General features: G+C 40.2%; 24 protein-coding genes. 13 read left to right on the forward strand and 11 right to left on the reverse strand.

The features are described 5' to 3' along the window. Positions 1 to 11: 11 nt before the first annotated feature. Complete coding sequence (locus R2Q80_RS06435; protein WP_316798809.1) at positions 12 to 791, forward strand: rhamnogalacturonan acetylesterase; 780 nt, start codon at positions 12 to 14, stop codon at positions 789 to 791. A gap of 72 nt (positions 792 to 863) precedes the next feature. Here R2Q80_RS06435 and R2Q80_RS06440 read toward each other — a convergent pair whose 3' ends face one another. After that, the gene (locus R2Q80_RS06440; protein ID WP_316798810.1) at positions 864 to 1,646 is read right to left on the reverse strand and encodes a GLPGLI family protein; all 783 of its coding nucleotides are present in this window, start codon (positions 1,644 to 1,646) and stop codon (positions 864 to 866) included. Between the two features lie 2 nt (positions 1,647 to 1,648). Then, positions 1,649 to 4,462: a TonB-dependent receptor gene (locus tag R2Q80_RS06445; protein ID WP_316798811.1), complete on the reverse strand. Its 2,814-nt coding sequence runs from the start codon at positions 4,460 to 4,462 to the stop codon at positions 1,649 to 1,651. A gap of 305 nt (positions 4,463 to 4,767) precedes the next feature. Between R2Q80_RS06445 and R2Q80_RS06450 the strand changes: the two genes are divergently transcribed. After that, a complete protein-coding gene (locus R2Q80_RS06450) occupies positions 4,768 to 6,405 on the forward strand; it encodes a DUF4153 domain-containing protein (RefSeq protein ID WP_316798812.1) in 1,638 nt (545 codons plus the stop codon). 50 nt (positions 6,406 to 6,455) lie between these two features. Here R2Q80_RS06450 and R2Q80_RS06455 read toward each other — a convergent pair whose 3' ends face one another. Together R2Q80_RS06455 and R2Q80_RS06460 are read right to left on the reverse strand one after the other, a co-directional pair. Next, positions 6,456 to 7,172: a 3-ketoacyl-ACP reductase gene (locus R2Q80_RS06455; RefSeq protein WP_316798813.1), complete on the reverse strand. Its 717-nt coding sequence runs from the start codon at positions 7,170 to 7,172 to the stop codon at positions 6,456 to 6,458. A 19-nt stretch (positions 7,173 to 7,191) separates the two neighbouring features. Further along, positions 7,192 to 8,733 (reverse strand): aldehyde dehydrogenase family protein, encoded by a 1,542-nt coding sequence (locus R2Q80_RS06460; RefSeq protein WP_316798814.1) that lies wholly within the window; start codon positions 8,731 to 8,733, stop codon positions 7,192 to 7,194. Between the two features lie 119 nt (positions 8,734 to 8,852). On the opposite strand from R2Q80_RS06460, the gene R2Q80_RS06465 reads away from it, so the two are divergent. From R2Q80_RS06465 to R2Q80_RS06500, 8 genes are all read left to right on the forward strand, one after another. Next, entirely contained in the window at positions 8,853 to 11,363 is a 2,511-nt protein-coding gene (locus R2Q80_RS06465; protein ID WP_316798815.1) for a M1 family metallopeptidase, read from the forward strand. A gap of 377 nt (positions 11,364 to 11,740) precedes the next feature. After that, positions 11,741 to 13,144, forward strand: coding sequence for a tetratricopeptide repeat protein (locus tag R2Q80_RS06470; RefSeq protein WP_316798816.1), 1,404 nt, complete (start codon positions 11,741 to 11,743; stop codon positions 13,142 to 13,144). Between the two features lie 60 nt (positions 13,145 to 13,204). Beyond that, positions 13,205 to 13,972 (forward strand): phosphosulfolactate synthase, encoded by a 768-nt coding sequence (locus tag R2Q80_RS06475; protein ID WP_316798817.1) that lies wholly within the window; start codon positions 13,205 to 13,207, stop codon positions 13,970 to 13,972. A 79-nt stretch (positions 13,973 to 14,051) separates the two neighbouring features. Further along, positions 14,052 to 14,795, forward strand: coding sequence for a shikimate dehydrogenase (gene aroE / locus R2Q80_RS06480; RefSeq protein WP_316798818.1), 744 nt, complete (start codon positions 14,052 to 14,054; stop codon positions 14,793 to 14,795). A 56-nt stretch (positions 14,796 to 14,851) separates the two neighbouring features. Continuing rightward, complete coding sequence (locus R2Q80_RS06485) at positions 14,852 to 15,439, forward strand: gliding motility lipoprotein GldD (protein WP_316798819.1); 588 nt, start codon at positions 14,852 to 14,854, stop codon at positions 15,437 to 15,439. Positions 15,440 to 15,445: 6 nt separating this feature from the next. After that, a complete protein-coding gene (locus R2Q80_RS06490; protein WP_316798820.1) occupies positions 15,446 to 16,084 on the forward strand; it encodes an MBL fold metallo-hydrolase in 639 nt (212 codons plus the stop codon). A gap of 107 nt (positions 16,085 to 16,191) precedes the next feature. Then, complete coding sequence (locus R2Q80_RS06495; protein WP_316798821.1) at positions 16,192 to 17,385, forward strand: ABC transporter permease; 1,194 nt, start codon at positions 16,192 to 16,194, stop codon at positions 17,383 to 17,385. Position 17,386: 1 nt separating this feature from the next. Further along, on the forward strand, positions 17,387 to 17,770 hold the full coding sequence (locus tag R2Q80_RS06500) for a hypothetical protein (protein WP_316798822.1): 384 nt from the start codon (positions 17,387 to 17,389) through the stop codon (positions 17,768 to 17,770). A 295-nt stretch (positions 17,771 to 18,065) separates the two neighbouring features. Here R2Q80_RS06500 and R2Q80_RS06505 read toward each other — a convergent pair whose 3' ends face one another. Then, entirely contained in the window at positions 18,066 to 19,619 is a 1,554-nt protein-coding gene (locus tag R2Q80_RS06505; RefSeq protein WP_316798823.1) for a trypsin-like peptidase domain-containing protein, read from the reverse strand. 377 nt (positions 19,620 to 19,996) lie between these two features. On the opposite strand from R2Q80_RS06505, the gene dapF reads away from it, so the two are divergent. Further along, positions 19,997 to 20,779: a diaminopimelate epimerase gene (gene dapF, locus R2Q80_RS06510; RefSeq protein ID WP_316798824.1), complete on the forward strand. Its 783-nt coding sequence runs from the start codon at positions 19,997 to 19,999 to the stop codon at positions 20,777 to 20,779. Between the two features lie 65 nt (positions 20,780 to 20,844). Then, a complete protein-coding gene (locus R2Q80_RS06515; RefSeq protein WP_316798825.1) occupies positions 20,845 to 21,213 on the forward strand; it encodes a YccF domain-containing protein in 369 nt (122 codons plus the stop codon). 30 nt (positions 21,214 to 21,243) lie between these two features. Here R2Q80_RS06515 and R2Q80_RS06520 read toward each other — a convergent pair whose 3' ends face one another. Then, a complete protein-coding gene (locus tag R2Q80_RS06520) occupies positions 21,244 to 22,218 on the reverse strand; it encodes an App1 family protein (protein ID WP_316798826.1) in 975 nt (324 codons plus the stop codon). Positions 22,219 to 22,275: 57 nt separating this feature from the next. On the opposite strand from R2Q80_RS06520, the gene R2Q80_RS06525 reads away from it, so the two are divergent. Further along, positions 22,276 to 23,133: a diacylglycerol/lipid kinase family protein gene (locus tag R2Q80_RS06525; protein ID WP_316798827.1), complete on the forward strand. Its 858-nt coding sequence runs from the start codon at positions 22,276 to 22,278 to the stop codon at positions 23,131 to 23,133. Here R2Q80_RS06525 and R2Q80_RS06530 read toward each other — a convergent pair. From R2Q80_RS06530 to hflX, 5 genes are read right to left on the reverse strand one after another with little or no spacing between them, the layout of a single operon-like run. Beyond that, positions 23,116 to 23,523, reverse strand: a complete 408-nt coding sequence (locus R2Q80_RS06530) for a hypothetical protein (protein ID WP_316798828.1) — start codon at positions 23,521 to 23,523, stop codon at positions 23,116 to 23,118. The genes R2Q80_RS06525 and R2Q80_RS06530 overlap by 18 nt on opposite strands. An 18-nt stretch (positions 23,524 to 23,541) precedes the next feature. Continuing rightward, positions 23,542 to 24,198, reverse strand: coding sequence for an energy transducer TonB (locus R2Q80_RS06535; protein WP_316798829.1), 657 nt, complete (start codon positions 24,196 to 24,198; stop codon positions 23,542 to 23,544). Positions 24,199 to 24,214: 16 nt separating this feature from the next. After that, positions 24,215 to 24,919 carry a peptidoglycan DD-metalloendopeptidase family protein gene (locus R2Q80_RS06540; RefSeq protein WP_316798830.1) on the reverse strand — a complete coding sequence of 235 codons (705 nt, stop codon included), beginning with the start codon at positions 24,917 to 24,919 and terminating at the stop codon, positions 24,215 to 24,217. Between the two features lie 23 nt (positions 24,920 to 24,942). After that, on the reverse strand, positions 24,943 to 25,320 hold the full coding sequence (gene rbfA / locus R2Q80_RS06545) for a 30S ribosome-binding factor RbfA (protein ID WP_316798831.1): 378 nt from the start codon (positions 25,318 to 25,320) through the stop codon (positions 24,943 to 24,945). A gap of 3 nt (positions 25,321 to 25,323) precedes the next feature. Then, positions 25,324 to 26,514 carry a GTPase HflX gene (gene hflX / locus R2Q80_RS06550; RefSeq protein WP_316798832.1) on the reverse strand — a complete coding sequence of 397 codons (1,191 nt, stop codon included), beginning with the start codon at positions 26,512 to 26,514 and terminating at the stop codon, positions 25,324 to 25,326. Positions 26,515 to 26,533 lie beyond the last annotated feature (19 nt).

A 26,533-nucleotide genomic window follows, 5' to 3' on the forward strand; every position in this document is an offset into this window, starting at 1 on the left:
TGCTATTTATAATGAAAAGATACCCTTTTGTAGTTGCATCGCTGGGCGTTGCAGTTTTGTTGATGTCATTCCTGTTAAAGTCTCCGCCGGTTAAAGTTTACTTAATCGGAGATTCTACTGTAGCCGACTATAGTATGGAAAAAGATTATATGGAGAAGAAATACCCTATCACCGGCTGGGGGCAGGTTTTTCAACCTTTTCTGAGCTCAGACAGTTTACCTAAGCTCCGAAAACTGATTAAAGGTGACAGTGCCATTGTGATCGATAAGGCAAAAGGCGGAAGAAGCACCAAAACCTTTTTTAACGAAGGCAGATGGAAAGAGGTAATGGATTCTCTGAATAAGAATGACCTGGTATTGATCCAGTTCGGCCATAATGATGGTGCAAAAGACCGTCCCGAGCGCTACGTAGATATTCCTGGCTATAAAGATTATTTGAGAATGTATGTCAAAGACACAAGGGCTAAAGGAGCAATTCCTGTATTACTAACACCGGTTGCCAGGAATAGTCCCTGGAAAGAGGGGAAATTATTCAATTCTCATACCGATTACCCACAGGCAGTAAAAGATGTAGCCAAAGAGCTTAATGTTAAAATGATCGACCTGAATGAACTTTCGGCAAAGTTCTTTACTAAGAAAGGGAAAGATTTTTCGGCCAGAAACTATTTTATGAATCTGGATTCGGGTAAATATGTTGCTTATCCGAAAGGACAAAAAGACAACACCCATTTCCAGCCAGAGGGTGCCAGAGAAGTAGCCAGAATAGTGTACAATGCGCTAAAAAAGCTTTGATAATTGGCTCCCGGTACATTAGATGACATATCCCGGAGCCAACTACGATGATTGAACAAATGCGATGGACTGTTAAAAATTGAAAACTTTCGAAGCTGATAAGGCCTCCGAACCCCAGTCTTTTAGTGCGCCAGCTACAATTTTACCCAGGGCCGCGTTTGTAGTGGGTTTTCCTTTTACTGGTGCAGTCAGATCTTTTTCAGGAACGGTAACCTCGGTTACTTTAGTAGCAAACCAGGTCATATTCTCATGAGGCACAGCAAGGCCTAAAATCATGCCAGGCAAGCCTGTAAAAGATTCAGGGCCACCAGACACTGCAATCTGATTAGTATAATAAGCTACGACATAAATTGAATCCATAATCACCGCATTTGCCCGTCTGCATTCATACCCTGCAATCTCACGTGTTTCATCGGTAATTTTCCAGTTAATTTTACGCAAACTATCCTTAACCAGATAGGTTTCCTCGTAAACTCGTTTTTGGGAAGTACTTGTTTGTGTATTAAAATCAGTAGCAATAGTATTCTTTAAATCAGCAAACAAATCTCTTGTTACCCAGTTGTTGCTCATCGTCTCTTCAGGCGAAGTCCATTTATATAAACTTTTGTTTTTTGTGAAACTCAGACTACTTTTTGAGACTTTAAACTGAGGGAAATTTTTCTTATACTGATCAAAAGCCGGTCCGTACCAGGACTCGTTTTCCTTATTAATCTTCTTTTTGATAATGGCATACATATTCGATCTTTTCTCAAACTCGATTACCCCGTTTTGAACGAAGTGTACATTTTGTGCAAACAGGTTTGCATTAACGAAAGTAAGTGTAGTTATGATGAGATATTTAAGCGTTTTTTTCATGATTATTTTTTTGTTTGAAGACCACCACCCATTTTACTAAAATCCCATATTAGGGAGAACAAAAAGTATCGTTGAATAGTAGTATAGCTACTTTGTGTTATGTTCCCATTCGAGGCAGAACGGTCAAAACCAACATTTTGATTAAGAATATCGTTCACTGCTAAAGAGGCCTTCAAATTTTGCGATTTGAAAAACTTTTTAGATACCGAAGCGTTCCAGAGAAAACGCGAAAAATCCTGGTTAAAGGTTTGGGTTGCTCCCTTAAACTCGTATTGCCCGTCAGTATAAACCTCAAATTTACCCGGAAGCTGGACTTCAATTCTTCCATAACCGTCCCATCCCCATCCATCACTGTTACTGGAAGTATTCACACTCGCCCTGGCAACATTGTAGGTAGGCCCAAAACGTCCGTAGAAATTATACTTTTTCTCTATATATTTTGAAATGTTAACCCCACCCTGGTAAACATAATTTTTTGTATTGTTTAACACCCGGTTACCAACACCATTTACAAGGCTGGTAATGTAATTGTAAGAGGTATTTCCGTATACATAACCATTGATACCAACGTTCATATCAATGCCTTTTATTTTTCTGCTCGTTTGACCATTAAATGAAAAGTTTGATGGTATTTCATTAGAAAGATTGACAGATTTATAAGTACTCTTTGCTGTCGATGTCTCCGTAACCACATCGCTCACAATCGGATTTGCAGTAAAGCTGTAATAGGCGCTTAGCCAGATTGACTGATCGGAAATCACTTTATAAGAATTATAATTTGCGCTTATACTACTTCTGAAAGAAGGACGCAATTCGGGATTACCAAGCGTAATATTCAATGGATCCGTATTGACACGAATAGGCTGAATTTGCTCCAGGGTAGGTTGATTGGTGTTACCGTTGTAATTAAACCTTAATGATTTCTGCTGTGAAAACCGATACTGATAGGAAGCCTGAGGCATATAATTGACAAAATTGCGCGTATACGCCCTGTTGTTATATACATCGAACTGTTTGAAGTTAACCCCGCTGAACTTGGAGCCTAAGGTTGCAATTGATTTTCCTTTTTTATAATTTAATACAGCACCGCCCTGATTGATGATCTGGTCCAGTTCATAATCATTACTAAACTCAGTATCTAAAATATTGTATACACCATTTGCAGATTGATTAAAAGATTTGCGGTCTGATTGACCATTCATTAAACTCAATCCATAATTCACAATTACACTTAAAGAAGTCGTTATGGGTTCTGTATAAGCTAGATTAGACCTGAAGGTGGAATTGGTAATCTGGTTGACTTTATACTGATTAATCAAACTGTCAGGCCTACCTGTTGCATAAAATTTATTATCCGAGTTTAGATAACCTTCCGTATCGCTTTTGTTGATAGATTCACTTAAACTTAACGAAAGGGTACGTCCTTTTTTCTTAAGCCGCTTGGTTAGTAAAGCAGTGGCATTAAACACCTGATCCTTTACATTGTTCTCGAGCTTCCTGTCGGTTGAATTAATAAGCGAACCAGCGCCATTCCGGCTTTCAGTGTTATATCTATTGAAGGTGTTACTTTCTTTTAAAGTTCCATCAACACTTACTTTAAGCGTTAAGGTGGTATCTAATTTAATTTCGTACGTGGCATCCAGTTTCTGCCTGAACATATCATTATTGTTGTATTGATCCGACACGTTATTGATCACCCCAGCAGTTTGATTATTCTGGCTAATGGTATTCCGGTCGCCACTTACCCGTATCGATCCGATTTTGTAGTTCGTATTTAGCGATTCTTTGTCTTTATTCCACTTACTGTCGAAATGCAAACCTCCCGTTCGTGCTACCGGTAAGCCCTCACCGTTATATTGCCCGTCGTAACTATCAAAATCATCGCCACCTGAATTGAAATACATATATCCATCGTCGCTCATCGTCATGGCGCTACCGCTATATTTATCCCGGTCATCCCAGCCTAAACCAACTGTACCGTTATTGCCAAAAATACCATAGGCAGAAAACTTCTTTTTACCCCAGAACTTGTTTAGCATCAATTGTCCGGAATAATAATCATCAGTTCCATACCCGCCCTGTGCTTTACCAAAATAACCATTCTTTTTATCCTCTTTCAGTTTCACATTGATTGTTTTGGTTTTTTCACCATCGTCGATACCGGTAAAACTGGCCTGATCACTCGCTTTGTCGTAAAGCTGAACAGATTCAACCATATCTGCGCGCAGGTTTTTGGTTACCAGCGTTGGGTCGTCACCGAAAAACTCTTCTCCATCAACCAATACTTTCTGAACAGTTTTACCCTGTGCGGTAATCTTTCCGTCTTTATCTACCTGTATACCTGGAAACTGCTTAAGCAAATCTTCTACTTTCGAATTGGGCTCGATATTAAAAGCTTTAGGGTCAAACTCAACAGTGTCCCCTTTTATTTTCATCGCTGCGCGGTTACCCTTAATAATGACATCGGCTAAAAGCTTTGCCATGCCTGTTAAATTTATCTTCCCAAAGTCTTTGACCTGGGTAGTTGAATCGAGGGTAAAATGCTCCACAAAATCGGCGTATTTTGGATAAGAGGCTAATAAAATGAACTTACCGTTTTTTATGCCATTGAGTTCAAAAGTCCCATTTTCAGATGTCCGTGTAAATTTCACCAGTGTAGAGTCTTTGGCATTTAAAATCGCCACGGATGTTCCAGACAGTAGTGTTGTTGAAGCAGTATCGATCGTGCGTCCTTTAATGCTGTGCTGCTGTGTTTGCGCCTTTAAACAGGTGCCAAAGGAAAACAGCAGGCACACAGAGAGTAAGAGTCGTTTCATTAAGTAGATTGTTTTGTTTCCCCTAAAGTAAACTAATCCCTTAGTTTTATAAAACGTTTTAACCTTTTTTAACAAAAAATTATGTATTATCTTCACTACATATTCTATGAAACGCAAATATGAAGCTTCCGTCTCTAAATCATCTTTACACCGGATTAATAAACGTCATTAGACGGTTCCCGCTTGAATTTTTATTTGCGCTTTGCGCTACATTTTGCTGGTGTTATTATATTCACCTTTCCGATTACAGGCAGCGAACTGAGTTACACGAAGAACTTCGTGATACGCTCATAAAGTGTATCATAATGATGAACCTGGCACTGGCATTTATGCTGGCACTGGATTTATTTGCAGAACGGAACAATTATCCAACTGTAAAAAAATGGATGATGCGAATGGTTGCGCTCGCCTTTTGCGTGCTGATTTTCTTTCTGCTTGACCCAATCCATCGAATTGCAGACATGTTCAGGATTGTGCTGCTGGCCTTCGCATTTCATCTTTTAGTCGCTTTTTCCCCATTTACGGGCAGTGACAATACTCAGGGGTTCTGGCAGTTTAATAAAATCCTCTTCCTGCGGTTTCTAACATCAGCCTTATATTCGGCGGTGCTGTTTGCAGGACTGGCAATTGCCCTGGTTGCCATAGACGGTCTATTTGCAGCAGATATCAGATGGTCTACCTACATGATAGTTTTTGCCATTATTACTGCAGGTTTCAATACCATATTCTTCCTTTCTGGGTTACCTACTGATATTCCCGGCCTAAATGAAGATCACAGTTATCCAAAAGGTTTAAAAATATTTACCCAGTTCGTGCTCATTCCGCTGATGACCATTTACCTGGCCATACTATTGGTTTATGAAATTAAGATCATCATCCTTTGGCAATTACCCAAAGGCCTTGTGTCGAGCTTAGTATTGGGTTACGCTGTTTTTGGCATATTATCGTTGCTGTTAATTTACCCAATAAAGGATACTGCCGGCAATGGCTGGATTAAATTATTTTCTAAGTTTTTTTACGTCATGCTTATCCCATTAATCATACTGCTAACACTTGCCGTATCAAAACGTGTGGGGCATTATGGAATTACCGAAAGCCGGTACATCATCATCGTATTGGCTTTGTGGCTGGCGGCCATTACAATCTACTTCCTGTTCAGTAAAAAACAAAATATCAAAACCATTCCTGTAAGCCTTTGCCTCATTGCTCTGCTGGCTACTTATGGCCCGCAGAGTGCGTTTTCAGTTTCAAAGTATTCGCAGCTGAACCGACTGGAAAGAATGTTGAAATCGAAGAAACCTGAAGACCTGAAAGAGAGACCATCCGTAATCAGATACCTCATACAAGCCCATGGGTTAGCCATCCTTCAGCCATTTGTTAAAAAAGATCTTTCTGAAATTGAACGTAAAATAGAACTTAAAAATGATTACGTCTATAAGCAGCGGGAAGATAAAATAGATACGGCAATGGCGTTGCTAAAGATAAAAGACGAAGGAACTGCCAGAAAGAGCATTAGTTTCACACTAGTGAATGATGAAAATGAGATTTTAAAGGTTAAGGGCTATGATTATGCAATAGAGATGAACACTTACCCTCAGCCTAAAAATTTCGTAGTAAATGGCCACAAAATAGAAACCAATAGCAATAATGCAGGAAACAAACTGACCTTATCAGTAGATGCGATAGAAGTCTTATACATTGACGTAAACAAAATTTTCAAAGAAGCCATACCCGCCTTCAAGAGAGATAGCCTGAAAGCAACAAAAAATAAGCAGGAATTTTATTATCCCGGAAAGCTGATGCAGTTTAGCAAAACACTGGCAGGTTATGAATATACAGTTGTTATTACTTCGCTGCAACAAACCTATTATCCTGACGATGACACGGAGATTGCGAGAAACTGGGGAGATTCCAAAAGCTATTTACTTATTAAAAAGCTTTAGCAAAAAATATCAATAGCGTTACTAAATGGTCATTTAGTAACGCTATCAGTTTAGGGGTTGGTAGACCAGGCAGAAACGTCTTTAATAAAAATCCTTCTGTTTAACTTCAGCTGTGCAATAATCAATTCAGCCAGATCTTCAGGTTGCATCACCTTATCCGGGTTGCCATCTGTTAACTTCAGATCAATTGCCATATCCGTAGCAGTGGTACTTGGTGCTAGTGCAGTAACCCTGATGTTATGCTTCCTCATTTCCTGCATCAGAGAAGTCGAAAATGCATTAACCGCTGCTTTTGAGGCAGAATAAGCACTGGTTACAGCCGCAGGACTAAAAGCAGATGAGCTGGAAATATTAATGATATCTCCGGTTTGCTTCTCCATCATTTGCGGAACAACAGCACGGGTTACGAAATAAGTACCGATTAAATTGGTTTGTATTACTTCCTGCCATTCGGTTGGATCAAGCTCTAAAAACTTGGCAAATTTTCCGATTCCGGCATTGTTGATCAGGATATCAATGAATCCAAGTTCTGACTGTATTTTCTCAACAGCACTGTTTACCGAGTCCAGATTTGCTACATCAGCCGTAGCTGTAGCCACCTTAACATGATATGTCTTTAACTCTTCAGCAAGTTGATCCAGATGACTCTGGGTTCTGCCAACCAGCGCAACATTTACACCTTCATTCGCCAGGGCAATGGCAATTGCCTTGCCTATCCCTCTTCCTGCACCAGTAATTAATGCATTTTTCCCTGATATATTTTCCATTTTATTGATGTTATTTTTACTACAAATCAAATTTAATCCCCTGTGCCAAGGGCAAAGTATCCGAATAATTGATGGTATTCGTTTGCCTGCGCATGTAGGCTCTCCAGGCATCCGATCCGCTTTCCCTACCGCCGCCTGTTTCTTTTTCACCACCAAAAGCGCCACCAATTTCGGCGCCTGATGTGCCGATGTTCACATTTGCAATACCACAATCAGAACCTATAGCAGATAAGAATTGCTCGGCTTCTCTTAAGTTCAAAGTCATAATTGCCGATGACAAACCCTGGGGCACGCCATTTTGTAAATCAATTGCCTCTTTCAGTGTACTATATTTAATCAGGTACAGGATAGGAGCGAAGGTTTCATGCTGCACAATTTTGTATTCATTCTTTACTTCAGCGATGCAAGGCCTCACATAACAGCCACTGGTATAATGATCACCTGTTAAAACGCCGCCCTCTACAATAAAATTACCACCTTCCACTTTACATTTCTGTATCGAATCGAGATAAGCTGCAACAGCATCCTGATCTATAAGTGGCCCCACGTGATTATGCTCATCAAGGGGGTTGCCGATACGTAACTGATCATAAGCTTTAACCAGCTTCTCTTTAAACGCGTCATACACACTTTCGTGAATAATCAACCTCCGGGTGGATGTACAACGTTGCCCGGCAGTACCTACGGCACCGAACACCGCGCCTATCAAACTCATATCCAAATCCGCATATTCAGAAATGATGATCGCATTATTACCACCTAATTCTAAAAGGCTTTTCCCCAGGCGTGCGCCCACTGTAGCAGCAACCTCTTTACCCATCCGGGTAGATCCTGTTGCCGAAATTAAAGGAATCCTGCTGTCATTTGTCATTAATTCACCAACTACCCGGTCACCTAAAATCAGGTTGCAAACGCCTTCTGCTACATCATTTTGCTTAAAAACATCCGCAATAATGTGCTGACAGGCTATTGCGGTTAGCGGTGTTTTTTCTGATGGTTTCCAGATGCAAACATTGCCACAGACTAATGCCAGGGCCGCATTCCAGCTCCACACCGCCACAGGGAAGTTGAATGCTGAAATGATACCTACAATCCCAAGCGGATGCCATTGCTCATACATCCTGTGGCCCGGCCTCTCGCTATGCATGGTTAAACCATAAAGCTGACGTGACAGTCCTACGGCAAGATCGCAGATATCTATCATCTCCTGAACTTCCCCAAGCCCTTCCTGAAGACTTTTACCCATCTCATAAGAAACCAGTGTTCCTAAAGCTTCTTTCTTCTGCCTCAATGCATCACCAAACTGGCGCACCACTTCACCTCTTTTCGGTGCAGGAACGGTTTTCCATTGAGCAAAAGCAGTTTTTGCTTTTTCTACAATGGTTTCATAGTCTCCAGGGCTGGCTACTTTAGCTGTAGCAATGAGTTTTCCATCAACAGGAGAGAAGCTTGCTAAACTTTCAGTGTTTAAATTGCCTCCCCAAACCTTTCCGGTACTGAAAGCGGCATTGTTGATTTCTATACCAAGCTCATTTAAAATAGACTGAATATCTGTATTCATATATCTAACGATTTACACAAAAAAACGAAAAATTAAAGTAAAGCAGCCTACATTTGAGTCTTTACTTTATCACAATTGTTAAAGGTTGTGACCTGGTAAATGCATTAAAATCATAAAAAATGAATAAAAAATCCCTACGCATTAGCCTTTTCCTGGCTATTGCACTCCTCTCAAATGCCGTTTTTGCACAAGAACAATCACCGGAAAAGTCTGCCGGTCTTTCGCCTTACCGCGTCACAGCAACCAAGGTCAATGATTTGGTACACACTAAACTCGATGTATCTTTTGATTATGCGAAACGATACTTATATGGTAAAGAATGGCTAACCTTAAAGCCTCATTTTTATGCTACCGATTCACTAACTCTCGATGCACAGGGAATGGACATCAAGACTGTAGCGTTGGTTGGCGCAAAAGGAAATACGCCTTTAAAGTATACCTATCATGATAATAAATTATTTGTAGTACTCAATAAGAAGTACACTAATGCGGAAAAGTATATCATTTACATTGCCTATACTGCCAAACCAGATGAGCTTAAGGTAAAGGGCAGCGCGGCAATAACCGATGCTAAAGGCCTTTATTTTATTAATCCAGACGGAACCGACCTTAACAAACCAACACAAATCTGGACACAGGGGGAAACAGAATCTTCTTCTGCCTGGTTCCCCACTATTGACAAACCAGACCAAAAAACCACTCAGGAAATTGCAATTACCGTTCAATCTAAATATACCACCCTATCAAACGGTAGACTGATTACCCAAAAAGTAAATGCCAACGGTACCAGAACCGATACCTGGAAAATGGACTTACCGCATTCGCCATATTTGTTTATGATGGCTGTTGGTGATTTCAAAATCACAAAAGATACTTACAAAGGCAAAGAAGTAAATTATTACCTCGAACCTAGATTCGCGCCTTATGCAAAGCAGATTTTCGGTAAAACTCCGGTTATGATGAAATTCTACAGCGATATCTTAGGTGTAGATTACCCCTGGAATAAGTACGCGCAGGTAGTGGCAAGGGACTACGTTTCTGGCGCAATGGAAAACACTACAGCTACCCTGCATGGCGAACATGTTCAAAAAACTGACCGTGAACTGTTGGATGGAAATGAAGAAGGAACGATAGCACACGAACTTTTTCATCAGTGGTTTGGTGATTACGTTACCGCAGAATCTTGGTCTAACCTTACCATGAATGAATCTTTTGCAACTTTTGGTGAAATCATCTGGCATGGATATGATGCCGGGAAAGATGCCGAAGACAGATCGAGATATGAAAAGTTACAGTCTTATATCAGCTCTACCAAAAACGGAGACAGTCCTGTTTTAGCCAGATTTCATTATGCCGATAAAGAAGACATGTTCGATAACGTGAGTTATGCAAAAGGCTCGGTAATTCTTTATGCCTTAAAAAATCAGTTGGGGGATGCAGCCTTTTACAAAGGCCTCAATAAATACCTCACTACCAATGCATTTAAAAATGGCGAAACCCATCAGCTAAGATTAGCCTTTGAAGACGTTTCAGGCAGAGACTGGAGTCCTTATTTTAATCAATGGTACTATGCCGGCGGGCACCCCATTTTAGCAGTAGACTACGGCTATAGCAACGGAAAAGCAACCATAAAAGTAAAACAAACACAAGATGCAAGCGTTCAGACCTTCACGTTACCCGTGAAGGTTGACATCTATGTTAACGGGCAGAAAATCCGAAAAGAGATTTTAATCAATCAGCGTGAGCAGGATTTCGCTTTTGAAGTAGCAGCAAAGCCAGCACTAATCGATTTCGATGTAGATAAAATTATTGTGGGCGAAATCAATGACAATAAAACGGCAGAAAACTATTATTACCAGTACAAAAATGCACCAGGCTATGCCAACAGAATAGAAGCTTTACAGTTCATTATGCAAAGCAAGGCCAAAAGTGGTCAGCAGATTTTACTTGCCGGATTAAAGGATATTTCGGGCGATTTACGCGCCTTGAGCATTGACGGTTTAAACCTCGAAGATGCGGAGATTAAAGCAGCCGCTTTACCCGTTCTCCTGCAAATGGCCAAAGCTGATAAAGATACAGAAGTGAGATCGGCTGCAATATCCAAACTTGCTGAAACAGGAGATCAAGCGTACACCACGCTGATGAACGAGAGTGTAAAAGACAGATCTTACAAAGTGATAGCGGCAGGGATTGCTGGCCTTTCCAAGCTGGCTCCACAGCAAAGTTCAGCGGCTTTGGCATCCTTGGATCAGGATACAAAAGATCATATTTCAACCTCAATTGCAGCGTTATATGTTGCAGATCCGAAAGATGGGCATCAGGCGTTTTACACCGACATTATGAGTAAAGGCGATCGCAATAAAATCTTTGCGGTAATCGGTCAGTATTTCCAGTATTTACGTGCTAACAATAACCCCGCTGTTACTGAAAAAGGCATTGGGGATATCAGAAATGTTATTGAACGGTTAAAACTTCAAAGCTACCTGAACAAGCAACTTTCAGGTGCGTACTCAGCTGCAGCGCAAGGCAAATCACAGCAAGCTGCATCGGCTACCGGAATAGCGAAAGCCAACCTAACAAAGCAGGCTGATATATTTAATAAAGCTGCAGCAGAATTGAACAAAGAATAAACTAGTGGGTTAAACAAAAAGGGCTGACGATATAAGCTTATCGTCAGCTTTTTTTTTTTGCGGTAAGTATATATCAATCATCTACCTGCAGTTCCGATAAAAAATGGCCGTCACAGTCATTTTTTCATGACCTACTCATTACCCTACTCCCGTAAATTTATCTTATTTTTGTAAAAGTAGGGAGAAAGGAACCGCGATGTTGAAAAAACAACAGATTATCTGAACACGATAATCACACCTGATAAGCTTTATTTTCAGTCATTTACATTGTTTTCAACGATTGATGTTAATAATTATTTGTAAAACGAACAATTTAAATTATTAAACTTATAATGTGTTTATCTGATACTGGCACGGTTCTTTAATAGATTATAGATATGGAAGAAGAATTCTTTTTTGAATCCAACGAAGACGCACAACGCTCTGTGGAACGTTATGAAGAAATGCTTCGCAATCAGGATCAGTATTTTTTTGATGCTGGCGCATTCGAATACATCGTAGATTTTTACATCGAGAAAAATGATCCTGTTAAAGCATTACAGGTGGTTGATTTCGCCATTAACCAGCACCCTTATGCAACGGTGTTTTTAATTAAACAAGCACATTTATACATTCTCACCAACAATCACGAACAGGCATTTATTTCCCTGCAAAAGGCAGAGTTGCTGGAATCATCAGAGCCCGACATCTATTTGTTAAGGGGAAATATATACCAGAATACCGAACGGTTTAGCGAGGCGCTGGAGAATTACGAAAAGGCCCTTGGCCTGGCTGAAAGTACTGATGAAATTCTGTTGCAAATGGCTTATGTTTATCAAAGCATGGGCGATTATGAAAACGCCATCAACTATATTAAACAAAGTTTGGAACAAAATATGGAAAACCAGGACGGTTTGTACGAACTGGCATTTTGTTATGATGTGCTGGATAAGCAGGAAGAAAGCATTAAATTCTACCAGCAGTATATCGATACCGATCCCTATTCTTATGCCGCCTGGTATAACCTGGGCAACAGCTTTCACAAATTAAATCTTTTTGAGAAGGCCATTGATGCCTATGACTATGCCATTCTGATCAAAGAAGATTTCAGTTCAGCTTATTTCAACAAAGGCAATGCGCTGGTACAGCTGGATAAATATGACGAGGCTATTGAAGTTTATAAACAAACCTTCGAATACGAGCAACCAAATGCCGACACTTACTGTGCAATAGGCGAGTGTTACGAAAAACTGGAAAAAATGGACGAAGCCCGTTCATATTATAAGAAATCAGTAAAAATGGATCCGAAAATGGCTGATGCCTGGTTTGGGATTGGTGTTACCTTAAATCATGAGGAGCGTTATTTCGAATCGTTACATTTTTACAAGAAAGCAATTGATTTAGAAGCAGAGAATGCTGACTTCTGGTTTGCAATGGCTGATGCTTACTATAAGTTGGGCCAGATTGAAGAATCTATTGCGGCATACGAAAAGGTGCTCGAATATAATCCTCTGGATGTTGAAGCCTGGCTGGACTTCAGCACGGTACTTTACGAACAGGGAAAATTGTTAGAGGCCTCTGAAACCATGGCACAAGCAATTAAAAATAATCCGGAAGCTGCCGAACTATATTATCGCATGGTAGCTTATCTTTTCGCATTGGGTAGCTATGCCGACGCATTGGGATACCTCGAAACCGCATTGACTACCGATCCTGAAAAACATTATATTTTATTTGAATACCTGCCCCAGCTGCAGGATAACAGCGCCATTATCAACGTTATAAACCGATATATTCGGTAACAGCCTTGTGAGAAAAATTTAACAAATAAATCTCAAAATTTTTTTCACTTTTGTACACATATGAATTACCCATTATTAAACGTTCCTGAACGTCCAGATAAACCACGCCAGAAAGGCTTAACGATGGTTATGGATAAGGGATTGAGTCTACGCCAGGTTGAAGATTTTATCGAAGTTGCTGGCGTACATACCGACATCGTAAAATTAGGTTGGGCAACATCGCATGTTACCCCAAACCTCAAAGAAAAATTAGCTTTATATAAAAGTGCAGGCATCCCTACCTATTTCGGAGGGACGCTTTTTGAAGCATTTATCATCCGTGATCAGTTTGCAGATTATCAACGTGTTTTAGATCAGTATGGAATGGAGTACGCCGAAGTTTCTGATGGCTCTATCGAAATTGAACACGATAAAAAATGTGGTTTTATAAGCGAATTGTCAAAGCAGGTAACGGTTATTTCTGAAGTTGGAAGCAAGGACGCTGCAAAAATATTTGCCCCCTATAAGTGGATAAAGTTAATGCAGGCTGAAATTGAAGCAGGATCCTGGAAAGTGATTGCCGAAGCACGTGAAGGTGGAAATGTGGGTATATATCGCGGAAGTGGTGAGGTTCGTGAAGGTTTGGTTGATGAAATTTTAACTCAAATCCCTGAGGAGACCATCATCTGGGAAGCACCACAAAAAGAACAACAGGTTTGGTTCATCAAATTGATCGGCACCAATGTAAATTTAGGAAATATTGCACCGGCTGAAGTAATTCCGCTCGAAACCATTCGTTTAGGACTTAGAGGAGATACCTTTGATTATTTCCTGAACAAATTAAAATAATTACAATTTTTTTTGGCAAGGCAAGATTAATCTTTCTTATTCGACGGATTAGTCTTGCCTTGTTTAATATGATAAGAATATGAAAACATACGGACTAATCGGATATCCATTATCACATTCTTTCTCCAAAAAATACTTTACGGAAAAATTTCTGAACGAAAGGATTGCTGATCATCGTTACGAACTTTTCCCCATTGAAGACATTAAAGCTCTCCCTGACTTACTGAACGCAAATCCCACACTGTGTGGCATAAACGTTACCATTCCGCATAAGGTGAATGTACTTTGTTATTTAAACGAAGTTGATGAGGCAGCAGATCAGATAGGTGCAGTTAACTGCATCTCCATCAAATCTTTCGATGGAGAAAACTATTTAAAAGGATACAACACCGATGCTTATGGCTTTGAAGAATCGCTAAAACCATTGTTAGCCCCCCACCATCAAAAGGCGTTGGTGTTTGGAGATGGCGGAGCCGCTAAAGCTGTAAAATATGTATTGGAAAAACTGGGTATCGCTTATCAGGTTGTTGTCCGAAAGGCCACTCCCGGCGCCATATTGTATAGCGAAATTACACCCGAAATATTAGCATCGCATAAGCTGCTAATTAATACCACCCCTTTGGGCATGTCGCCAAATATTGATACTTATCCTGAAATAGATTACAGCTTAATGGATTCGAACTACCTGGCTTATGATTTGGTGTACAATCCTTTAGGAACAGCCTTTTTGGCAAAGGCCGCTGCACAGGGTGCCCAAATCAAAAACGGTTTAGAAATGTTATATCAACAGGCAGAGAAAGCCTGGGCCATCTGGAATAAATAATCAGGCCGATGATTAATTATTGAAAAGCCAGGCAATCAAATCCGGTGTTTAATGCTATGAAAATACAACAGATAATTCTTTTACCATTTGCACTACTGCTGGGTTTTTCCGCCTGTCGGAATAATGATTACAGCCCTAAACCAAAGGCATATTACAGAATTGAATTTCCCAAAAAATCATATCAGACATTCACTGCACCTGTGCCTTTCGGATTTTCTTATCCCATATATGCTTCAGTTGAACAGGATAACAGCCGCGATGCACAGAAAAACTGGTATAACTTACATTTTAAACAATTCAACGGTTATCTGCATTTAACCTATTATGATGTTTCCGGAAAAGAAGCATTTAACGAAATGGTGGAAGATGCCCGAAAGCTCGCATTTAAGCACACCATTAAAGCCAGTGCAATTGATCAGAAACTAATTAACTATCCAGAGAAAAGGGTTTATGGCGTGTATTATGCCATAGAAGGAAATACTGCGTCGTCCGTACAATTTTTCTTAACAGATAGCATCAAACATTATTTCAGAGGGGCACTTTATTTTAACGAACGCCCGCAGTATGATTCCATAGCACCCGTAATAAAATTCATTAAAACTGATATCGACACGCTTATTTCAACATTTAAGTGGAAAAACTAAAGAACTATGATTACCGTAAAAACATTCACCTTTAACGCGTACAGTGAAAACACCTACCTGCTTTTCGATGAAACCAGGGAATGTGTAATCATCGATCCAGGGATGTACGATGCATCAGAGCAGAACGAAATTGCCTCGTTTATAAAATCAAATGAATTAACACCGGTATTCCTGCTAAATACACATTGCCACCTGGACCACGTGTTTGGCAATAAGTTCGTTTTCGATACTTACGGACTAAAGCCTCAGTTTAACGAGGGAGAATTAACGATTATCAGTGCAATTCCGGGTTATGCCCCATCAATGGGGTTTACCCACTATGAGCTTTCTCCTTTACCAGATGTTTTTCTTCCTCAATCAGGTACAGTGTCATTCGGCAATAGTACGCTGGATTTGATTTTCGCACCGGGACATTCTCCTGCTCACCTGTGTTTTTATAACAAAGAAGATCATATCCTGATGGGGGGCGATGTATTATTTTATGGCAGCATTGGCCGAACCGACCTTCCTGGCGGAAACCATCAGCAACTTATCGAAAACATTTCAACCAAACTTTTTGTATTACCAGAAGAAACCAAAGTTTACCCTGGCCACGGTCCGGCAACAACTATTGGGTTTGAAAAAAAACACAATCCTTTCTTTTAACGAAAAGTGAGTTAGGGCAGGTTGCATTTTCCATCTTACATGATACATCTTACATTTTAACTATCTTTACCAGCGTGAATGCGTCGTTCTATATTGCCAAAAGGTATTTGTTCGCAAAGAAGTCTACAAATGCCATCAATCTGATATCAGGCATATCAATGGTTGGTGTTATGGTTGGAAGCGCCGCACTAATTATTATACTTTCGGTTTTTAACGGACTGGAAACGGTGGTTTTGGGAATGTTTGATACCGTTACCCCACAAATCCAGATTACGCCTGCACAAGGCAAAACCTTTGACCCCAACACTACTTATTTCAATTCCCTCAGAAAAAACAAAGCTGTTTACGCTTTCGCTGAAGTACTGCAGGAAAATGCCCTGTTAAAATACAATAACAAGCAGGCCGTAGGTATGGTGAAAGGCGTAAGTGATGCTTATTTAAAAAATCCAAAACTAGACAGTACGATTAGAGAAGGAAAGTTTGTATTAAAAAGCAAGAGCGGCAACCACGCAGTGATCGGTAATGGCCTGCAAAGTTATCTGGCGATTAATACTTTCGACCCCTTCACCGAACTGGAATTATACTCCCCAAAGAAAACGATTGCGGTGAATTCTATCAATCCGACTGAAGATTTCAATTTAAAGAGCATACCTGTTAGCGGTGTTTTCGAAGTGCAGGAAGAGTTTGACAATGGCATCATTGTGCCGCTCGAATTTGCCCGGGAATTACTTGATGAGCCTGTAAATGTTTCATCACTCGAAATCAATCTTAATCAGGGAGTAGACGTTGATGATTTCAAAAGTGAAATTGCCAGTAAACTTGGTGATACTTTTTCAGTGAAAAACCGGGCTGAACAAAATAGTTCTCTGCATCATATTTTCAATTCGGAAAAAAGCATGGTTTATATCATCCTTACCTTTATTCTGATCATTGCCATTTTTAACGTTGTGGGCTCATTAACGATGCTGGTAATTGATAAAGTAAAGGACATTGCCATCCTTAGTAGCCTGGGCGCAGGAAGAAAATTAATAAAACGTATTTTCCTCATAGAAGGGATGATGATTACGATGTCTGGATGCGTACTGGGATTAATCATTGGTATTGTATTTTACTATATTCAGCATTCCTTCGGTATTATAAAGATGGGAGAAGGGTCGATGCTGAGTTCCTACCCGATAGGATTGAAATGGAAAGATTTTGTATTAGTTTTCATTACTGTTGGTATTTTCTCATTTTTGGCATCTGCTTTGTCATCTAATTTAAGTGTAAAGAAGATCGATCAAATAAATCAAACTATATAACATGAAGTTTTTTAAGCAAGCAATAGTATTCGTTGTGCTCCTTGGCGTAGCCGTTACAGCTTGTAATAGGGATAATAAAGCCGAGGGTGATAAAACGAATGTAAAAATGGTTAAAGGCTTGTATACCTTTGGCCCGGAAATGAAGTCCTTTACACTTTGTGAGGATGGACGTGAATACTGGGTTACCGATAGTGTTAAAAACCTTGAACTGCAATACAACAACCTTGGCTTCGAAAAACCTTATGAACCGGTTTACGTTGAATTAGAAGGCTATTTTACAAAATCTGATACCGCTACCGTTTCCCAGGACTTTGATTCTACACTGGTTGTAACCAAAGTGGTAAAAATCAGTAAAGAAATCCCCGACGGATCCTGTTCTCAATAAGATAGAAATTTCCAATATATAAAAGGCGGCATCTGGATTACAGATTGCCGCCTTTTTCGTTTTGCAACCGCAGCATTTTTGTTCAATTCCAGCCCAATACTGATAGTTTATTTACAGGGGCTCAACAGGGAATCCAGAGGGGGTTAACAGGCATTTGCCCCTACTAACCCCCTGTTAACCTCCTGTTAAGCCCCTGCCAAGCCCCTGTCAATCTAAGCCCGTTACAGAAAACGGGTATAAATAAAAAAGCTCCTTGACATAACATCAAGGAGCTTCAGTTTTGTACTAAAGAAATCTACTGTGCAGGGAAGCTGAAATTGTAAGTTCCTTGCTCACCAATACCAGAAATATTGATCATATTGTTTCTGCCCATTGGCAACGCCTTCTGCACATCTGCAACAGAGCTTACCGGCTGTCCGTTAACTTTCGTAATAATTAATCCCTTTTCTACACCAATGTTATCGAAAGCTTTACCAGTAACAACTGAAGTCACTACAACCCCACTATTGATTCCATACTTAGATTTCTGGGCTTGCGTAGCAGGAGCAAACGTTGCGCCCAACTTAGAGACCTCAACACTTTTTGCAGCATTGTTGCTGGCGGTTAAACCAACACTTGATTCGCCTTTTAGGGTTACTGTAATGTCTTTCAATGAACCGTCTCTTAATACACTTAATTTCACTTTATCACCTGGATTTAAGCGGCCGATTTTCTCCTGTAAATCAGGTGAGTCGTTAATAACCACACCCTCTACCTTTTTGATAATGTCACCTGGTTTAATACCAGCTGCAGCAGCACCGCCACCAGCGACTACATCACTTACATATAGGCCACTTACCTCGTTTGTTTTGATGTTATCTGGTTTTTCCTCTGCACTAAGCGGGAAGAAGTTAACACCAATATAACCACGTTTAACAGAGCCATATTTCATAAAATCATCAACAATTTTACGGGCAAGGTTAACCGGTATAGCAAAACCATAACCCTGGTTATAACCACTTTGAGAAGCGATAGCTGAATTGATACCTACCAGTTCGCCGCTTGCATTTACCAATGCACCACCACTGTTTCCAGGATTAATGGCAGCATCTGTCTGGATAAACGATTCGATACTGGTGTTGGCCGGTGCCTGTGGTCTTTTACCTGTACGCTGATATTCACGGTATTCCTGCTCCGTCATTTCATTTCCACGTTGTTCCTGACCGATAATACCAATACTCCGGTTTTTTGCGCTTACAATACCTGCAGTAACAGTTGTATTTAAATCTAGCGGGAAACCTACTGCCAGCACCCATTCACCAACCTGAACATTATCAGAGTTACCCATTTTTACTACCGGCAATCCTGTAGCGTTTACTTTGATCAAGGCTAAATCTGTATTTGGGTCACGGCCAATTACCTTGGCTTCTACTTTTCTTCTGTCGGTTAATACAACCTCTACTTTTGAAGCATTTTCTACCACGTGGTTGTTGGTAATGATATAACCATCCTGACTGATAATCACACCAGATCCGGATGCTGCCCTTGGCTGACGTTGTGCCTGACGGCCACCGCCTCCGAAGAAATCATCGAACATATCAAAAGGAGATGAACTGCGTTCATTACCACCACTTTTTGCTTCATAAGTAGTTTTGATGTGCACTACGCCCGGCGCAACTGCAGCTGCTGCCTGTGTAAAATCTGCAGTACCCGCAGATGAAACCTTTAACGGGTTATTGGCAAAGTAAAGATTCTGCTTTTCAGAAATTGTACTGCCTGTTTGGTTGCGCTCAAATAGCTTATAACCCCCAACCGCTGCTACCCCACCTATAAAGGCAGCTAATACGGTAACTCCTAATATTTTTTTCATGTGTTTGTATATTGTTTTTTAATAGTCATGAAGCCATTAAAACCTATTGATTGGTTAGACTCTAGTAACTTCACTTGTTTGATAATGTTAATTTAAAAACCTGATCTGTTATAAACTACTTTGCTAGCTAATGGTTTGCCTATAATCGATTTCGGTTAATTTGCTTAAGCACCTGGTCACTTTGATTTAAGCAGGATGCTCAGGCAGTTTTTATCTGCTCAAATTTTCTTTCGTAAGTTTATTCAAATTTAATACCATATAAACGATATTTGCATCTTCAAAGCGCTTCAAACCTTGTTAAAAAATGTTAAATTACAAAACATCAGGGGCCGAAGAAACATTGCAACTCAAATATTGCATAAAATAATGAAGAATAAATGAAAATCAATTTTTTAAAATATCAGGGTGCGGGTAACGATTTTATTTTGATTGATCACACTGCAGAACCACTAAAAAACATTGATAATGAAATGGTTGAAAAACTATGTCACCGACGTTTTGGCGTGGGAGCAGATGGGCTCATGTTTCTGACCAAACATCCTGATTATGATTTTGAGATGCACTACTTTAATGCTGATGGAAAATTAGGTAGTATGTGTGGAAACGGTGGCCGCTGCATTGTGGCCTTTGCTAAACACCTGGGTGTCATCGGTAACGAAACTAACTTTTTGGCAGTAGATGGCCCCCATTATGCCAGAATTTCAGAATCGGGAGATTGGGTTGACCTTCAGATGATTGATGTGGATTCCATCACAAATGATGGCGAGGCTTTCGTACTGAACACAGGCTCTCCTCATTATGTTGCCATACAGGATAACTTAAGCAGTTTTGATGTATTTAATGCAGGAAAAAGCATCCGTTATAATTCAACTTATAATGAAAAGGGTATTAATGTAAACTTTGTTGAAGATCAAGGCGACCATTTATTCGTGCGTACTTATGAACGCGGGGTTGAAGATGAAACTTATGCCTGCGGCACAGGTGTTACCGCTGTTGCAATGGCGATGGCAAAATACAAAAACCAGACAGGCCACATCACAACTGCGATCAAAGTATTAGGTGGCGACATTAAAATAGAATTCGATTACGACGGACATAAATTTACCAATGTATTTTTATGCGGGCCGGCAAAGTTAGTATTTGAAGGCGAGGTAGAATAACTTCGCCGTTAATTATCCAGCTGTAACAAAGCCTGCCATTTGATATCTTACTTAAAAAGCAAAACATGAATTTTTTAGGCAATATCATCTGGATTATTTTTGGCGGTATATTTATCTTCTTCGAATACATTATTGGCGGGTTGATCCTATGCCTCACTATTGTTGGCATACCATTTGGCATTCAATGTTTTAAATTTGCGATAGTTGGCCTTGCGCCCTTTGGCGTCAAAATTAAAGATACATCCTCCAATACCGGTTGCCTGTCAACAATTATGAACCTGATCTGGATTTTCTGTGGTGGATTCTGGATTGCCTTAACGCATCTTTTCTTTGGAATATTGCTTTGCATTACCATTGTCGGCATCCCTTTCGGACGTCAGCATTTCAAACTCATGAACCTGGCGTTTACACCTTTTGGCAAATCGATTTCTTAATAAGCTATACCTGATGATAAAGCGTACAAACTATTTTATCAGGCCTATTTTTTTTGAATGAATGATGGCTTCTTCACTATTATTGAACAAACAGGTTTTAACTCCCTTGAGCTCAATTTTATCTAAAGCAGACCTTGCATCTGCTTGTTTTTCAGGTCTGATGTTCCGGATGTAGACTGCCGCAATATTTTGTGGATATTTTTCTACAATAGCAGCGTATATAGTAGGATCCTGCTGAGAATTGTCCCCAAAAAAAACAAATTTCTGATTCGGGAAAGCATCAAGTATCCGCATTACCCTAAGTAATTTTCCCTCGTGTCCGGTTTTACCTGTAGCTATTAAATCCTTCCACCTCTTTAAGGTGTTCAGGAGAAAAGCTCCGTCTGGCAGTTTATGGTAATGAAACGTTTCAATTAAATAATCATAGAGATTCCACTCGCTGCTGCTGACATAAAAGAACGGGTTGGGCTGATCCTCCTGAGTATGTGACAAGGCAAGCTGCCGGTAATGTTCCGCAACATTCGGAAAGGTTTTACGTGTATGGGGATTTTTAATAAACAGTTCCCTTAACCTCCTGGCGACGGTAGCAGAGTGAGATACCATCACGGTATCATCTACATCAGAAATAAAAGCATATTGTGTAATATGGGGAACGTAAACCTTACCTTCACCGGCACTTAATACGTTGCCGGCCTCATCCACCGCTTCAACTTTTACAAAATGCCATCCCGCTTCTACATCTTCAGTTGCTTCCCATTCAAACCTGAAAAAGCCGTCATGTTCTGTACGGTTATAAATGGTTTGATCAAAAAACTGCAACCTCACATTTACAAATGAATAGGGCTTCAGGATAAAAAGCTTTAACAGGTGTAGAATATTAACAAATATTTTGTTGCTGTAAATCTGCCGGGTTTTAGCCCTTTGTTTGAAAACATGGCCATAAACTACCAGATTATGCTTGTGTCCGTATCCATGATAAACTTTTACACTTGCAGATTTATTCATTGTTGTAAAACAGTGTTTGTTAAAACTTGTTTGTGTTGTAAATCATTAAGGTTAAACATGAAACTTCAATTCATCATCAATCCCGGTTCCGGAAGTCACGATATTGACCTTAAAGAGGCCATCACTTCGCATTTTGCCGACAGAGAAGCAGATGTAGTAATTTATGAACTACCGGATAATTGTTCGCTTGCAAAAATTAAAGAAGAAATTGAATCTGGTCAGGCAGACCGGGTGATTGCGGTTGGTGGTGACGGCACTTTAAAACTGGTTGCAAGTTGCTTACTCCAATCAGAAACACCCATTGGGATTATTCCTGCAGGCTCGGCAAATGGTATGGCAAAAGAGCTGGGTATCCCCACAGATATTAATGAGGCACTGGATCTGGTTGAGCATGGAACTGTCAAGCAAATCCATGTGATTAAGATTGATGATGAGATCTGCATTCATCTGGCAGACCTGGGGTTTAATGCTTATCTGGTTAAAAAATTCGATACGCTGCCAGAAAGAGGAATGTGGGGTTATGCTAAGGCTACCTGGCACGCGCTATGGAATCACAAGAGAATGGAAGTGGAAATCACTCTGAAAGGGGAGAAAATAAAGTCAAAGGCCGCAATGGTGGCCATTGCCAACGCGACGATGTACGGAACAGGCCTCCAAATTAATCCGGATGGAAAACTGGACGATGAGCTGTTTGAAATTATCCTGGTGAAAGATTATTCCTATCTGGAAATTTTAAAGATCTGGTTGACCAGACTGCCCTTTAACCCTAAAAAGATTGAAGTGTTTCAAACTGCAGCGGTAAAAATATTTTCAAAACACCAGGTACACTTTCAGGTTGATGGGGAATATATAGGAAGGGTAAACGAAGTAAGTGCAGCTGTGATACCACGTGCGATATCAGTAATTGTTCCTTAACTGGTCGCGATGAATCTGGATAGTAAAATACAGCCTGAAAAACTCTGCGACAAAGCATACTTTGAGTAGCACATAAAACCATTTTTCGCTTAAACTAACCTGAAACAATTCAGGGAGGTAAGTGAGAAACCCGATGGAAAATACCCATACGATTAATCTGAATGGGAACTGAACATAATAGGTAATGAATCCAAAGCGTTTGTATTGGAGCAGTCCCGCGGCAGAAATAAATAATGATAAAAACAGTGGAATTAAGAAGGCTACCTTGATCTGAGAGAGTAGCTGATCTGGAATTCGATCCAGATGGGTGACTACATTCCAGAATTGACTGGCTAATAACATGATACTGATTACATCCAGCAATCCAAAAAATCTGCCTGTATTTCTCATTAAGCGATATAGTTATGCTTACTTGCAATATTTAAGCAGAAATTCATCTGCTAATTTACTACCCATGTATTTAACGAACAGAAAGTCTTCACAAGCGCCTTGTTTATCGCCCTGCTTTATTTTTTTCATTCCGCTATCAATGCGCGATCTAAGGTAATCATCATCTATCCCCAACTGATTTTTGATGGCGATAATCTGTGCTTCCTGGCCTGGTTTGGCCTGATCTATATTTTTATAAAAATTGATGACAGAATTGGTTAATCCCTCCTCAGCCTGATAGTTTCGTATAGCTTCCTGAATATCTGAACTGGATTTACCCTCGCAATTATAACCCGAGAGCCTGAAATTAACAGGTACCACAACAGAAGCAGTTGTATCGTAACCTGCCGGAACCTGCCATTTCCCGCTACTCATCCGTATAAGCCGAAGCGCTTCCTCATCCAGTTCGCTCAGGATCCCTTTACTCACTTTCGACGAATACACTCTTCCTTTTTCATCTAGTTTAAAACTGATATTCACTGTGCCCTGGATACAGTTATCCTTCGAAAAGCCGGGATAAATCATCTTGTCCCTCAAAAAAGTAGCGAAGCCGGTTTTACCAGACTTGAATTGCAGCTGGGCCATACTGGCACCACTGTACAACAGCAGGCAAAGGATAATCAACTTTCTCATCATACTAATTTACGGTTTCTCAGGTAATAAAAGTTGATTGAAAAATAATATTCGGATCGGGACAGTTGGCCAGATATTTTTCCCGTTCGCTATACTTGCAGACTCCAGGATAGTCACCTTTTAGATTCTCCATATCCTGAATGACTTGAAAATGCAAATGAGGAGGCCAGTAGCCGTTTTCTTCCTTCACACCTAAAGAAGCAAAAGCAGTGGCTGCCGGAATAAATTGCCCCTCAGCTAAACTCTCCAGAGAACTAAGACTCAAATGTCCGTAAAGCACGTTAAATTGAATGCTTTCGATCTCATAAGTCAGGATAATCGTCGCACCATAGTCGCCGAAGCGGTTATTATTGGCAAAACTATGCACAACGGCATCATGAAAATTATAAACCGTTGTACCTGCCGGCGCCCATATGTCAACCCCTAAATGCAATCTCCTGGGCTCTTCGCCAGTATCAAAATGTGCACTTCGGGAATAGATGGTTCTATGTTCATTATAACCTCCGATTCCATAGCGTGCATCATAAACGGCAAGCTTTTGATTAACCCAGTTGGAGAACAAGACGGTGTCATCTAAAATCTCACTGTTCAGCTCAGTATTCTGAGCTGTGAAATCCATATTAAGTAACCGGTCTTTCAGGCAGTCAAAATCTACAACCCGCTGAATTGACCGCCTGTTGGCTTCAATGAGCTGTGCAAAAGATGGCTTTGAAAAATCCGACATATTTACTTTGAAACTGTTCAGAATTATTCTTCGTCCTCGTCTTTTTGTCTGGGCTCTTTGGCAATCTTATCAAAAAGATGATCCATGCGCTCTACATATTCGTTGGTATCATCAACAAAAAATGTTAACTCGGGCACCACCCGTACCTGATGACGGATTCTGCTGCCTAGTTTATATCTGATTTCACCTGCGTGTGCATTCACAGTGTTGATTGAAAGCGTAGTATTATTGGTATTAAAAAAGCTTAGATAAACCTTTGCCACAGCTAAATCCGGCGATACGCGAACGCGGGTAATGGTTACCAGTGTATTTGGTAAAAATGCAGCACCCTCACGCTGAAAAACCTGTGCTAACTCCTCTTGCAGTACCCCTGCAAACTTTTGCTGACGTTTACTTTCCATATTCTAATATAGCAAATTACTATCATACGGGTATCTCGCTACGTGTGCAGCTTTGATTTTATCGTACAATAGTGTTTTAAATTCTTCAATATTTTCTTTTTCTGTTGCCGAAATAAAGAGAACAGGTACTTTATCATGACTCATCCAGCTGCGCTTAAAATCCTCAAGTGTTAGTTTTCCATCATCCTCTTCGCTGTCAACTTCAGGAGATACATATGCATCTATTTTATTAAATACCAGGATAGTATCCTTATCTACAGCGCCGAGATCTTTCAAAGTTTCATTTACAGTATTGATCTGGTCTTCAAAATTGGGATGCGAAACATCCACAACATGGATCAATAAATCCGCCTCACGAACCTCATCCAGGGTAGATTTAAAACATTCTACCAGGTGGTGAGGAAGTTTGCGGATAAAACCTACTGTATCAGACAGCAAAAAGGGCAGATTCTCAATTACCACCTTCCTCACTGTAGTATCCAATGTGGCAAATAATTTATTCTCAGCGAAAACTTCAGATTTGGAAAGCATATTCATGATGGTGGATTTACCCACATTGGTATATCCTACCAATGCTACACGAATAAGCTGCCCACGGTTTTTGCGCTGGGTTTCATTCTGTCTGTCAATATTCCTCAAACGTTCTTTTAGCAGGGATATTTTATTTAGAATAATACGCCTGTCGCTTTCAATCTGCGTTTCTCCTGGTCCACGCATACCAATTCCCCCTTTTTGTCGCTCAAGGTGAGTCCACATCCCCGTTAAACGAGGTAAAACGTATTGTAATTGGGCAAGTTCTACCTGCGTTTTTGCCTGTGCGGTTTGTGCACGGCTGGCGAAGATATCGAGGATTAAATTACTTCTGTCGAGTACCTTTACCCCGAGTTCGCGATCAATATTTCTTAATTGTGATGGAGAGAGTTCGTCATCAAACACAACGGTATCAATCTCTTCCGACTTCACATAAGCTTTAATTTCTTCCAGTTTTCCTGTACCTACGAAAGTTGCCCGTTCAGGTTTAAGCATTTTTTGAGTAAAAACCTTCTCCACTTTTCCACCAGCCGTATCAACTAAAAAGGCAAGCTCATCTAAATATTCTTTAGTTTGCTCTTCTTTTTCACCCGGTGTTACCACGCCAACTAAAATCACCCGCTCCTGCTTTATAGCAGTATCATAAAATTTCTTTTTTCCCATGTAATAATACAAATATACG

Source organism: Pedobacter frigidisoli (assembly GCF_032678525.1).
Classification (GTDB): domain Bacteria; phylum Bacteroidota; class Bacteroidia; order Sphingobacteriales; family Sphingobacteriaceae; genus Pedobacter; species Pedobacter frigidisoli_A.